This window comes from Pseudoalteromonas sp. OFAV1, from assembly GCF_021532595.1.
In the GTDB taxonomy this organism is placed as follows: Bacteria; Pseudomonadota; Gammaproteobacteria; order Enterobacterales; family Alteromonadaceae; genus Pseudoalteromonas; species Pseudoalteromonas lipolytica_C.
Map to the genome: position 1 here is coordinate 21953 of NZ_JAKGBG010000046.1, position 14686 is coordinate 36638.

7 protein-coding genes are annotated in these 14686 nt (G+C 39.6%); 3 read left to right on the forward strand and 4 right to left on the reverse strand.

All coding sequences use genetic code 11. From position 1 onward, the window contains the following. Positions 1-195 precede the first annotated feature (195 nt). Positions 196-2442, forward strand: a complete 2247-nt coding sequence (locus L1267_RS19235) for a DUF5916 domain-containing protein (protein WP_425343210.1) — start codon at positions 196-198, stop codon at positions 2440-2442. Positions 2443-2462: 20 nt separating this feature from the next. On the opposite strand, the gene L1267_RS19240 is transcribed toward L1267_RS19235, so the two are convergent. The 3 genes from L1267_RS19240 to L1267_RS19250 form a co-directional block, all read right to left on the reverse strand. Continuing rightward, positions 2463-2984 carry a fused DSP-PTPase phosphatase/NAD kinase-like protein gene (locus L1267_RS19240; RefSeq protein WP_235383836.1) on the reverse strand — a complete coding sequence of 174 codons (522 nt, stop codon included), beginning with the start codon at positions 2982-2984 and terminating at the stop codon, positions 2463-2465. A 12-nt stretch (positions 2985-2996) separates the two neighbouring features. After that, the gene (locus L1267_RS19245; RefSeq protein ID WP_235383837.1) at positions 2997-4733 is read right to left on the reverse strand and encodes an amidohydrolase; all 1737 of its coding nucleotides are present in this window, start codon (positions 4731-4733) and stop codon (positions 2997-2999) included. An 89-nt stretch (positions 4734-4822) separates the two neighbouring features. Next, complete coding sequence (locus L1267_RS19250) at positions 4823-5800, reverse strand: Solitary outer membrane autotransporter beta-barrel domain (RefSeq protein WP_235383838.1); 978 nt, start codon at positions 5798-5800, stop codon at positions 4823-4825. 272 nt (positions 5801-6072) lie between these two features. Between L1267_RS19250 and L1267_RS19255 the strand changes: the two genes are divergently transcribed. Continuing rightward, the gene (locus tag L1267_RS19255) at positions 6073-6747 is read left to right on the forward strand and encodes an outer membrane beta-barrel protein (RefSeq protein WP_235383839.1); all 675 of its coding nucleotides are present in this window, start codon (positions 6073-6075) and stop codon (positions 6745-6747) included. Positions 6748-6870: 123 nt separating this feature from the next. Beyond that, entirely contained in the window at positions 6871-14481 is a 7611-nt protein-coding gene (locus tag L1267_RS19260; RefSeq protein ID WP_235383840.1) for an Ig-like domain-containing protein, read from the forward strand. Between the two features lie 51 nt (positions 14482-14532). On the opposite strand, the gene L1267_RS19265 is transcribed toward L1267_RS19260, so the two are convergent. Continuing rightward, positions 14533-14686, reverse strand: a 154-nt coding sequence (locus L1267_RS19265; RefSeq protein ID WP_235383842.1) for an AbgT family transporter, incomplete at its 5' end; no start/stop codon positions are given.

Here is a 14686-nt window from a genome sequence, read left to right on the forward strand (position 1 = left end):
TTGTAAAAAAAGCCCCATCACTTTGAAAGGTGATGGGGCTTTTTTTTACTCTGAAATTAATACAAAAGGCGTGTTTTGTTAATTTTTAGCTGTCGAAATGTAGAATTAGGTTAACAAATGTACCTCACTGAATTACAATCGCTTTGAAATCAGTTAAATAGCGTTTTTAACGCATCAGTCTCTAAATGGATGTTTATGCAGTACTTAAAAAGAATAATAAATCAAATCATCGCCCCTACCTGTTTATTTAGCGTTATCAGCATGCCTTTTTACACACATGCATTTGATAAAGCAGAATTTTCGCTTGCCCATATTAAAGAGTCTATTAGTGTTGATGGTGTGATGGATGAGCCTCACTGGAAATATGCGACAAAAGTGCCTTTGAAATATCAAAATGAACCGACCGAAAAAGGCACACCACTTGTTCAAACTGATGCGTTTATATACGAAGATGGTAAATACTTATATGTTGGGTTTATTGCAAAAGACAATGACCCTTCACAAATTCGCGCCGCTCTTCGTGATCGCGATACTCTTTGGCAAGACGATAATGTTGCCTTGATGATAGATACTTTCAATGATGAACGTACCGGCTATGAGTTTTACGTAAACCCCCTTGGTGCGCAAGGCGATATGCGCATGACTGATATTGATGATTGGGTGGAAGACCCATCATGGGATGCTATTTGGGATAGTGCAGGGCAAATAACTGACGATGGGTATGTGGTTGAGATGCGTATTCCATTCACAGCACTTCGGTTTCCAAAAGACCAAACGGAGTTAACGTGGAGCTTTGCAGTTTGGCGAAACTACCCGCGTGATGTGTATTATCAGATGTCGAATGTTGGCTTTGACCGAGATGTAAAATGTAGTTTTTGTCAGTTTGATAAACTTACTGGTTTTGCCAACATGACTGAAAGCCAAAACATTCAGCTTACACCAACTTTAACGGCGCTTCGTCATGATACCAAAGACACAGTGCCAGGTGATTGGCAAAATGGTGATATTGATACTGAAGCGGGGTTAGATTTACGTTGGGGGGTGACTCAAGATGCGGTAATTAACGCCACTATTAACCCTGATTTTTCTCAAGTAGAAGCAGACTCTTTAGAGCTTGATGTAAATACAACTTACTCGATTTATTATGCTGAAAAGCGTCCATTCTTTTTAGATGGTGCCTCTTATTTTAACACAAGCCAACTAGAGCTTTTATATACGCGAATGATTGCTGAACCTGATGTCGGTTTGAAGTTAACAGGTAAAACCGGCGCACACAGTTATGGCTTTATGTACGCTGACGATCAGAATACCAGTGTATTGTTACCGACTAATCAAGGTTCAGGTTTTGCGAATTTGGCGGATAAAACGCAAGCTGTGGCAGGGCGTTATCAATTTGATATAGGCCAAAAAGGGACGATTGGCGTAATGAGCACCCACCGCGAAAATGATGATTACCATAATACGGTATTATCGATAGATGGGAGTTATTGGTTTAACCAGTCAGATAGTTTGCAGTATCAAGTAGCAACGACAGACACTACGAATGCAGACTTTTTAGTAGACTATTACGGGGTCGATAAAAATCAATCGGATCAAGCTTATGCCATTGAGTTTACAAGAACTAAACGTGACTATGAGCTGTATGCGAGCTACGAAAATATCGGCGAAGAGTATCGTTCAGATCTTGGTTATCAGGCGAAAGTCGATTATGAAAAAATTGAACTAGGCGGTGGGCAAACTTGGTATCGCAATGCTGATGATGCTATTACTGAGTATAGCTATAACGCCGAGTGGGATAAAACGTGGGCACAAAATGGTGACCTACTTGAAGAAGAATATGATGGCTATTTTACTTTTAAAGGTAAGATGCAGTCGCAAACCGAAATTGGTTTTATTCATCGTAATGAGTTTTATGCCGGTGAGTTCTTTAATCAGAACATAGGTTATATTTACGGCGGTTTTAGGCCCATTCGGGATGTTCGTTTCTTATTGTATGCTCAATATGGCAGCAAAATTGACTACAGTAATGCAGCTCTAGGTACTATGGTGCGAATTGAACCTGAAATGACATGGGATATTAACGATCATTGGCAAGTGCAACTTGAGCATAGTTATAGCTACCTAGATAACGAACAAAATGAACGTGTTTATACGGCGAACTTAACCGATTTACGTGTTTATTATAAATTTAATATGCGCTCAATGTTAAAGCTTGTTTTGCAGTTTGAAGATGTTGATCGAAATAATGAAGCTTATCGGTTTGATGTAAGCCAAACTAACCGTGATTATGGCAGTCAGTTAGTGTATTCATACAAAATTAACTCGCAGACGCTGTTTTACTTAGGTTATTCAGACAAAGGTTATCAAGACGATTCGTTGCAAGGTGTTGAGCGCGATCAACGTACATTTTTTACAAAGCTAAGCTATGCATGGCAGCTTTGATAAATTTAAAATTGGTCAGCTTAGTGCTGACCAATTTCTTCTTTTATTTTGTTTCTTACCACAGGCTCTAAACTCTTTAGTCCCCATTGTTTTCCAATTTCAACAGCATCATCTATTGGCTTTTTCAAAGTGACACCATGATAGAGCGCAACTAGCGCGCCTACACGATTACTACTGGCGCAATGAACTAAGGTAGTATGCTGAGATTGCTGATCCAACAAGTTGTGTAATTTGGTCGCATTTTCTAGTGTGATGTCGGCTTTTGATTGCACTGGAATAGGGTAGTAGTTTAACCCTAATCCTTTAACTACCTCTTGCTCTGACCAACTCGTTTCATTTTCACCGCGTAAATTGATAATGGTATCAACCCCCAGCGCTTTTAATTTTGCAAAGTCTGATTGGCTCGGTTGACCTGATGTATAAACGTGTTCAGATTGGGCATGTAAATTTAAAATATCGAGTTGTATGCTGGTTGCTTGCTCAGCTAGTGCTGTAAATGATAATAAGACTATGAACATTGTTTTTATGAGTTTATTGATCATCTTTCTATTCCATTATTGTTTTGTGTAAACGGTTTTACCGCGACTGATAGTGTATAAAATTTGCAGTTTATGTAGGTTTTCTGGCTCAATTTTAAGTGGGTTTTTATCCAAAATGATTAAATCAGCTTGCATCCCCTGTTTTAATTGCCCTTTTGATGCTTCTTCAAAATGTTGATACGCAGGCCAAGTGGTCATTGCTTGTAGTGCAGTATACACAGAGACGCGTTGGTCTGGGCCAAGTACTTGGTTAGTGCGTGTTGTGCGATTAACTGTCGCATCGAGAACGCGCATCGCATTTGGCAATGCTACTGGTGCATCGTGATGGGTACTAAACATCAACCCTTGCTCTTTGACCGCATTGGTTGGTGAAATAAAATCAGCACGCGGATGGCCAAGTACCGAATCTACATGCCAATCGCCCCAATAAAAGGTATGCATTGGGAAGAGCGACGGAAAAATACCTAATTCTTTAAGGCGATTTACCTGCTCTTGACGAATTGTTTGACCATGAATCAGCACCGGGCGGCGGTCTTTTTTTCCTAATTTATTGTTGGCATTTTCAACAGCATTTAAAAATTGTTCAATTGCGGCATCTCCATTGGCATGGGTCATAACCTGCCAGCCATTAGCAAAGGCAGTCTCAACATATTCAAATGCTTGTTCATCATTAAAGGTAGGATAACCTAAATAGCCAGCTTCTTGACCTTCAGGTGCTTTAAGGTAGGGGGCTGATAACCAGGCTGTTTTACCCTGTGGAGAGCCATCAAAATTAAGTTTTACACCACCAATCCGAAACTGATTCGTGTAGTTTTTACTATTATAGGCTGAGTCCATAAAGCTGCTGCTGGTGGCCATATCGGCATATGCAACCACATCAATCACAAATTTATTCGCTTTTGAAGCTCTTACCATTGAATCATAGGCTTCTTGAGTTGCTCGGCCCTCTTGTGCTGTGGTGTAGCCGTATTTTGTATAGAGTTTTTGTCCTTCTTGTAGCATTAAATCTTGTAACTCAGGATCAAAAGACTGCATGAGTTTAAACAGTAAACCAAAGTGCGCATTTTCTTCGAGCACCCCATTGGGTTCTTGTGAGTTCGCCATACGACGAATTAGCCCGCCGTTAGGGTTTTCTGAGTTTTCGTCGATGCCCGCCATGGCTAAGGCTTTACTGTTTGCGACACTTAAGTGACCCGAGGTATGAATGATAATGACCGGCTTTTCGGTGCTAACGCGGTCTAAGTCCATTTTAGTCGGGTATCTATCAAGCTCAGCATCATCGTAACCAAATCCTAATATAGCACCGGTTTTTTCGATAAATGTTGTGTAATCAGGGTTAAGCTGTGCGGCTGTAAGAATATTAACGATTTGCTCAACACTGTTGGCATCACCATCAGGGCTCGGTAATAAATTGGCTACCATAGCCTGTAACCCAACACCATAGACATGGCTATGACCATCGACAAAGCCCGGCATTAAGGTTTTACCTTGTAGATCAACTAGCTTTGTTTTGCCAAACTTATGCTCAAGTGCTTTACTTATATCACCAACAAAGATGATTTTGTCGCCTTGCGTTGCAATTGCTTGTGCGTACTTTGGTTCATCACTTGTCATGGTGAGAATATCGCCACCGTAATAAATAGCATCTGCTACGCTAACTTGGAGTGGTAGTGTTTTAGCTGTTTGTTCTGGGGCTTTATCACAGGCCGTTAAAGCGAGTAATGAACAGGCAAGTGCGAGGTGATGTTTCATATATCTTCCATGTATATTAGCTAATAATTATGTCGTTGAGTAATATAAGAATATAGTCTGTTTAAAAATTTTTTCTTTTAAAAATGGACTTAAATTTCATTAAAGTATAAGACAATTGCAGCACCATCTAGGCTGCTACCGTTATGGATGTTGATGCCAATACCAAAATTGTTGAACCAAGACGTCCAGCGCTGTGCATCCCATAAAAAGCCTATACCATACTCATAAAAGTGATCAGTTCCGAATGCAACTCGACTATCACCACCTAAGTCGATACGTTGTCCTTTGATATAAAATGCTTGCTCAAATGTTCCAATCTTAAACATGTTAAACGTTGCTTTAATACCATTTAGTGTTCGCCAAGTTTCAGGGGCTGCATTATGTATACCGTCAGGGTGAGAGAGTGCCCAGCCATAGTAATAATTAAAGTTAAGCTTATATTCGTAATAGCCCCAATATCTAGGCAGGCGATAAATCATGGTTGCATTAGGGTTTAACACCAGTGCATTGCTATTAAGATTGGTGTAAAGGTTATCAGTTAAAGGCTTTAAATTACGCCTAGACTCGGGAGAGTTGTAGTCGTAATCGTTGTTGTAATGTAAGTAGTGAGTATTCAAACCAAATTGATATGACCACTTAGAGCCAAGAGCTTTTTCTGCGTTAAAGCCGAGCATCCCGTTATACACAGTTTCAGAAATATAGTCGTCAGCTACATTATCAAACAGCGAAATGAAATCTGACTGATTTAGGTAGCTGATCCGACTTACTACATTAATGTTGTGTTGGTAGATAGGGTTATTTACCTGCCATTTAAGTGGAATGCTGTAGAGTTTTAACTTCTTTCTCAGTGCTATGCTGTCTTCTTCATTGACAGTATTTTGTGGGTTAAATATGGTTTGAGGATCAAAATCACCAAATCCTAAAGTAATGCTGTCACCATCAGTTAAAACCAATGAGGTGGCAAATGCTGATTCAAGTTGTTTCGTTGGATTTGCATCGCTGTATGAGCAGTAGATCAAAGCCCACACTGTGCACAGAGTAAAAACCTTTTTAATTCGGTTATTCATCAAAACTTTAAATCTCATATAAAAGCATTGTAAATTCAGTAGCATGAATCTTGTTGTGTTGGTACCTAATTGGTATCCATATCATACAAAACTCCCTCCTCAGAACTAGTAACAAAGGGTGTCGGAATTTTCATAAACTCACCTCGAATCAGAATTTTCTCATTCGAACTCGTAATATTTTAATCTAATGTAAATGGTATGTACAAAGTGGATGTTCGTAATTAACAGTGGATACGTTGCAATTAGATTCAATCTGTTCAAGAGGCCCCACTTTGAATGCTTCATATTTTAATGCTAGTTCAAATGGCTTTGTTTTTAAGCTTGCTACATTCATCCTATTTGCTGGTTCTTTATTTTGCAGTCAACAGGGCAAAGCTGAGCAAACAGGCTGGTTTTTATCAGGACAAATAGGTTCAGCTTCAACAGACCTCAGCAAAAAGAACCTAACGTCATCATTAATTGAACAAGGAGCCTTAATTAACTCTGTGTCGATTAAGGACTCAGATACAGGTTATCAAGCTGCAATTGGTTATAAATTCAATTCGTTCTACTCACTGCAAGTTGGTTATGTAGATTTTGGCGAAAGACATTTCAGCTTTACTGGTGAAGTCACCGACATAGACAGCTTACACAGTACCATGGAACAAATTTACCCAGAATCAGCAAAGGGGCCGCAAATATCACTTTTAGCATCGTGGCCTGTTACCAAAGAGATATCACTGACTGGTAAGTTGGGGTATTTAGATTGGCAACAAGATTACCAATACCAAATAGACTCTTCACAGCTATTTAATGCAAAACGAAGTGGCAACAGTGTCACCTTTGGCATTGAAGCAAGTATTGCTGTTTTTAAAAGTACTCAAGTTTTTATTAGTTACGACCATGCAGCGCTGGATGCAACTGATGCTTCGATGCTCTCTATTGGCGCAAGATATTACTTCGACTAACTCATTATCGATGTGCGCAAGGGGCGTACATTTTAAATTATCTCAAGGAATAGCTGAGAACATGAGTAAATCACTCTTGATGATATTACTCGCAGCTTGAAGTTTCTACAGGAACACTACGTCATGCTATCAACAATTATCAAATACCTATACCTAATAGCGCTTATTGCGCCTATGTCTATACTGGCTATGCCAATAACAATCATCACACCGAACGAGACTTTCACACTCGATGTTGAGCCAAGTGACAGCATTGATACGGTAAAAGGCCTTGTTGAGCAGCAGACGAGTATTGCGCAAGCTCGGCAGATTATCACCTTTAATGGTCAAGCATTAGAAAATGGTCGGTCATTGTCTGATTATAATGTGCAAAAAAATTCAATATTAAATGTAGCTAAATCGAATGTAGCGCCTAGCTTGAGTGTTAGCGCCTGGGAATCATTAGGCAGTACTAGGTTTGCTGGGTCATCTAACAGTGGGAACCATTCAAGAATTAGACTGGATGCTAACGATGTGCCATGGGTAATTTTCGCTGATACATCAGAGCATAATGGTAGCGTCATGAAGTTCAATGGCACAGATTGGGAATATGTTGGAAATAAAAATATTGCAAATGGTGACATTTATTACACAGATATCATTTTTGATAGTAATAACACCCCATACATTTCTTTTGCAGATGAAGGTAACTCAGGCAGGTTAAGAGTGTTGAGTTTTAATGGGAGTAATTGGAATGATGTAGGCTCACTTATATCGAGCGGCTTAGGTTTTTACTCTAATTTAGCATTTGATAATAATGGTGTTTTACATGTTGTTTATAATGATAGTAACTTCAGCAATAAAGCTGTTTTAAAAAAGTATAATGGTGCTAATTGGGTAAGGGTGGGTGTTGAAGGGTTTTCACTAGCAAAAGCAGCCTACACTGATCTTGCTTTTGATAGTACAAATACGCCTTACGTTTCATTTAGAGACTTTTCTTTAGATTCCACTAGTGCTTCAGTTATGTCGTTTGATGGCTCATCTTGGGAATATGTCGGCAAAGCCGGTGTTTCAAATGTCGAAGGAAATTACACGAATATAGCAATTGACAGCAAGGACAATATATTATTGAGCACTAAAACCGAAATTAGCCGACTTACAAAGAGACTTTCACTTTATAAATTTGATGGTACAAGCTGGACTATACTCCACGAAGATATCACTGGTGACGCAGTATTTTCTCCCGACTTTGTATTGGGAAAGAACGATATACCCTTTATATTTGTTACAGACTATGGAGTTGATCCAAACAGAGGGAGTGTCGTAACTTATCAAAATAACTCTTGGCAGTTTGTTGGAGCTAGGGGATTTAGCGAAGCTTTCACTGACTTTAATCGTATAGCTCTTGATAGCCAAAACACACCTTATGTTTTTTATGCCGATGGTAATTCATTGGCACAAGGCACGGTAAAAAAATATACTTCAATATCTTTCTCAGATTCTTCTCAATCTATTAATCAAGGGATATCAATAGGAAACCCGTTTCAAGATGTAAAAGTTTCTGATAATGATGATGATAATGTTCTACTTACAATTTCACTTTCGGATACTGTCGCAGGTGACTTTTCAGGTAGTGCTAGTGGAAATGCAGTGTATAGCTATGATGCAAATTCAGGTGTATTAACAATATCTGGAAGTGCCAGTGATGTAAATGCCACTATTGATAACTTAACCTTTTCTCTGGACAGTAACTACATTGGTGAATTTACATTCACCACCGAACTTACTGATGGCACTGAAAGTGTAACGCCTGTCCTTTTAACTTATTCAGTAAATGCAATAAACCAAGCTCCTTCTATTGCGATTAATACAGGACTTTCAATTAATGAAGGCGATTCAAAAGTTATTACTAATAGTATGTTATCTGCAAAAGATAGTGATGACTCTGGGACAGGGTTAACATATACGCTTAAATCAGTACCTACGAATGGTAGTTTGTTTGTCGATGCCAATGATAATGGTAGTTTAGACTCAGGTGAGGGACTTGCTGTGAATGGCACGTTTACCCAGCAAACACTTGATGATTCAAAGCTTTATTATAAGCATGATGGTAGTGAAACTACGTCAGATAGTTTTAATTTTGACTTAGCTGATGGAGGAGAAGACTCTGTCGAACCAATTACAAATCAAGTCTTTAGTATCACAGTCATCCCAGTTAATGATCTACCCGTCATTGAATCTGAACCTGTTAAAGTTGTGCAAGTTGGTCAGTTATATACATATAAAATTATAGCCACTGATGCAGACAATGATGCGATAACGATTATCGTTTCTTTCGGCGATACATTTCCTAGTTGGCTCTCTTATAGTGCCGTAACGAGAACTATAACAGGTCTCCCAGAACAAACGGATATTGGCACTTACCCTATCACGATTCATGTACTTGAAAATGGAGTTGAAAAACTTAAACAAGAATATTCTTTAAGTGTAACTCGCAAGAACGAGGCGCCTGTTATTACTTCCTCTGCACAGGTATGGGCAACTGAAGACACTGAATATTTATATTCAGTTAAGGCAAGTGATGCGGATATAGGTGATACCCTTACATTTAGTGCAATTGGTTTACCTAGTTGGCTAACAATTGATTCAAAAACTGGCGTTTTATCAGGCACACCAACAAATGATGATGTTGGCACGCATTATGTTGCCGTTGTTGTAGCAGATTCTTTAAATGCATCGGACAGACAGGATTTTGTTATTAGTGTTGCTAATGTTAATGATAAACCAACTATCACATCTACTCCTGTCGCAACAGCAACAGAGGGCGAGCTCTATAGTTATAAGTTTACTGCAGTAGATGTTGATCCTGGTGATTCGATCACATACTCAGGTTTAAATCTGCCTTCTTGGTTAACCTTTGATAGTGTCAGCCAAGTCTTAAGTGGTACTCCCACAAACGAAAATGTTGGGAAACATGCGATTACCTTGCTTGCTGTTGATTCAAAGAATGAAGCAAGTACTCAGAAATTTACGCTGACAGTTTTGAATGTTAATGATGCGCCTGTCAGCCAAAATGATACAGCTAGTGTTGATGAAGATAACATTGTTGCGATAAATGTCTTAGAGAATGACACTGATGTCGATAGTCAACTGAACCCTGCTAGTGTGATGGTTGTCACACCCCCAGAGCATGGTAAAACGAGTCTAAATACAGCAACGGGGGTAATTACCTATACCCCGAATAAGGACTACAACGGCAAAGATAGTTTTACTTATACTGTAGAGGATATGGAAGCCAGTCGTTCGAATACTTCAATTGTCTCGATAACTATCAATGCAGTGAATGATGCTCCGATTGCTCTAGGTGATGAGATCACAACAGACGAAGACATGGCGGTCGAAATCGATGTGGTGGCAAACGATAAAGATATTGATAGTAATGATGCAATTGATCTATCAACTCTCGAAGTCGTTACATTGCCTGAAAATGGGGATGCCAAAGTAAGTAATGAACTGATCATATATACACCAAAAGCCAACTTTAGTGGCAGCGATTCGTTTACATATCGTATTGCTGATAAAGCAGGGGCATTTTCTAAAAGTGCCACTGTGCTGATCACTATTGGTGAGATTAATGACGCACCGGTTGCAAGCGCTGATACGTTTGAGTTAAACGAAGATATCCCTACGATACTTTCTATTTTAGATAATGACGTCGATGTTGACAGTGAGTTATTGGTAAAAAATGTAACAGTTACAAAAGATCCAAGTCATGGTGTTTTAAATATTGATAGTGAATCAGGACAAATCACCTACACGCCACAAAGTAACTATTTTGGTAGTGATGGCTTTAGCTATGCGGTTAAAGATGAACAATCTCTTATGTCAAATATTGCACCTGTTAACTTAACTATTAAAAGCATAAACGATGCTCCAATAGCTAACAATGATACAGCCGTGATTTTGGAAGACACACTTCATAATATCAATGTGTTAGGAAACGATTCTGATGTTGATGGTAGTCTAGATGAAAGCAGTATTGAAATTGTGAACGCCCCACTTCAAGGTATTGCTATCGCGTCTCAGGGAGTTATAAGTTACACACCTAATGCCAATAGCAATGGCGAGGATACGTTTACCTATCGGGTAAAAGATGATCTAGGTGAATGGTCAAACGCAGCGCGCGTGTCATTAACGGTCACACCTGTAAATGATGCACCGTTAGCTAACAATGATACTGTGCAAATAAATGAAGATGAATCAATAGTGATAAATGTGATTATCAATGATGATGACGTAGATGGCAGCATTGATGTTTCTTCACTGCAAATCGTGAATTCTCCTTCTTTCGGGCAGGTTGTGAACAATGCAGATGGTACGTTTGCATATACACCTACTAGTAACTATGTAGGAATCGATTCATTCAGTTATACCCTTTTTGATAACGAAGGTGCTAAATCCAATATTGCTTCAGTGACTATTACCATCTTGTCTGTAAATGATGCGCCTGTTATTGAATCGGCAGCGTTAACTTCTGCGACACAAGATGAGTTTTATAGTTATACATTAGTTATCAATGATGTAGACAGTGCTGATAGCTATAAGTTGAGCGCCCCAGAACTGCCAAGTTGGCTTAATTTTAATCTTGCAACAGGTGAGCTAAGTGGTACACCCACTAATGATGATGTGGGTACTCATGCTGTTACTTTATTAGTAACTGATGCCGAAGGATTAACTGATACACAAACCTTTGTTATCACAGTTGCCGATGTTAACGATGAAGCAACCGGTGGTATTAGTATCAGTGGCGAGGCTAAACAAGGTCAAACCTTGCGTGTTGAGTCAACCATTGAAGACCCTGATGGCGTAGGTGAATTTACCTATCAATGGCTGCGCAATGGGGTATTAATTTCGGGTGCAACACTATCGGAGTACATGCTAACCGATGCTGATATCGGCGCGACGATAACGGTTGTAGTAACCTATGTTGATGGCAACGGTAATACTGAGACCTTTACATCGGGTGCAACCAGCCCTGTTATTATTGCAAACACTGCGCCTGTGGCTAACGGTGAACAACTTAGCACAAATGAAGACGAGAGCATCACCTTTACACTCAGCTATTTTGATGAAAATGGCGATGATCTGACATTCAACCTAGTGACACCGGTTAGTAATGGTACGTTAACGATGGATGCTAATAGTTTCACGTACCAGCCTAATGCTGACTTTTACGGTACTGACAGCTTTAGTTATCAAGTATCAGATGGAAAAGTAAGTTCAGAGCTTGCCACCGTTACTATCATAGTAAATCCAGTAAGTGATGCACCTATCTCTGTGCCGGATAGCTTTACGATTAATACTGACTTAAATGAGTTTGTGATTTTAGACGTGCTGGCAAATGATCGTGATGCAGATGGCGATGAGTTAACTATTCTCAATGCTACAGCCAGTGCAGGTGTTGTCCGGATTGTTGATAATAAGCTTGAGTATCTCGCACCTGTTGGAATGATTGGTGAAGTTGTAATCACTTACCAAATTAGAGATAGCAGTGGTGAAATAACCGAAGTGACTTTAGTTGTTTCGTTAGTCTCAACATCACAGAACATTACAATTACAGCGCCAGATGACAGAACAATTGCATCTGAGGGGTTATTCACAAAAGTAAACATGGGAACGGCGATTGCACTTGATTCTTTAGGTAATCCAGTGCGAGTAACAGCTAGCTCTAAAGGATTTTTTGCATCAGGTACCCATACCGTTGTGTGGACTGCTGGTGAAGGCAGTGACCAAGTTTCGGCAACTCAGCTGATCCATGTTGTACCCCAAGTCAACTTTAGTAAAGACCAAACAGCTACAGAAGGGACAACAGTGACGATTAAAGCCATTCTCAATGGTGATGCAGTAAGTTACCCTGTTATTGTTCCATACTCAGTGTCAGGCGATGCAACACAAGGGCTTGACCATGATTTAGTGGATGGAGAGTTTGTCTTTAACAAAGGACAGCGAGAGGCGCAACTTATTGTAAATTTAGCACAAGATGAGTTTGAAGAAGGCAGCGAAACAGTCGTAGTTAGCCTGTCTGATCCACAAAGTGCTGTAATTGGTCCTTTAGGTACACATACATTGACTATTGCAGAGGGTAATGTCGCGCCAAGCGTACAATTATTTGCAAGTCAAAACGGCCTTACTACACGAATAATAGATAAGCATGCTGGTGAAGTGACGATTAGTTCATTAGTGATCGATGCAAACTTAGCTGATACCCATAGTTATGATTGGAGTGTGTCGAGCGACAGTATTGTAGATATCGATCAGATTGACGATCAATTTAGCTTTGACCCTAGCAATGTGGAAAATGGTACTTATCAATTTACCATTGTTGCCAGTGATGGTGATAAAACAGGCTCAATGAAATTAGAATTAACAATTTTAGAGTCTGCACCGTTACTCACTTCAGAAGATACCGATTTTGACGGTATTAGTGATCTACAAGAAGGTTATGGTGACAGTGATAATGACGGTATTCCTGATTATATCGATTCAGTCTCTTTGGCGAAAAATGTGTTGCAAGAGAAGTTCAACGAAAGTGAGTTTTTCTTAATGGAAACAGAGCCAGGCTTGCAGCTTAGCCTAGGACATGTTGCCTTTGTTGCACACGGTACGCAAACGGGAATTACTGGAGAAGAAGTTGAGCAATTCGCAAGTAACAGTCAAAACAACGTTGTTGATGCAAGCTTTAACTATGAAAATGGTGTATTTGACTTCAATGTGACTGATATACCAGTGCCAGGGCAATCTGTGAGTATTGTTATGGCGCAATTTTCTCCGGTTCCGAGCAATGCGGTTTATCGCAAGTTGATGCCTATAGGTTGGACTGAGTTTGTCGTAGATAGTAAGAATAGTATCGCTTCAGCACCGGGGGTTGAGGGGTTCTGCCCACCACCTCGTGATGCACAATATGAAGAAGGCTTAAAAGAAGGCTACTGGTGTGTGCAATTGACTATCGAAGATGGTGGTCCTAATGATGCGGATGGACTAGTCAATCGTGCAATCGAAGACCCAAGTGGTTTAGCAACGTTAGCCGGCACAAATACTAAACCTGATGCGCAAAACGATACTGTTGTGGTTAAACGTAATACAGCTGCTTATCTTGATGTGTTATCAAATGATAGTGATGCTGATGGCGACTCATTGACCTTAACATCTGCCTCAGTTGATATTGGCCAAGTTAGTATTGCTAATAATCAATTGTATTTCACTCCACAAGCAGAGCATCTAGGAACGGCAAGCATTACCTATGCAATCTCTGATGGTCAAGGTGGTTCAAGCTACGCTAAGGTAAATGTTGATGTTGTTGAAAATAAAGCACCAAGTATTTCTCTCATCGTGGATGTAAGCACTGAGGATCAAAACCCAGTAACTGTAGACGTTTTAACAAATGTGTCAGATGAAGATAATAATTCATTCATTATTATTTTCGCATCGGCAAATAATGGTACGGTCATTATCAATGCTGATAACACCTTAACCTATACACCAAACGTTGGTTTTGAAGGGATCGATACGGTGACATTTACAGTATCAGACGGTGATGGTGGTACTGTTGAGGGGCAATTTAATGTTTTAGTGAACTCTAAAAAACGGGTAACTGTTGAGAGTAAAACACGTGGAGGTTCATTACCTCTAGGTTTAATTGTTTATCTCTTCTTATATACGCTTTATAGACGTTACTCGCAAAAAGTACGCCGTTAAAAAATAAAAAAGCCAAGCATTAGCTTGGCTTTTTTCATCTCTTTGATGAGATTAAGGTTGATAGTAAATCGGTGATTCAGGGCCAACAGGGAAGCCCAGTACAAATACCCATAAGTAGAATAACGCCACCCAACCAACAAAGAAGATCATACTGTACGGAAGCATGGTCGCAACCAATGTACCAATACCCATGTCTTTCTTATAC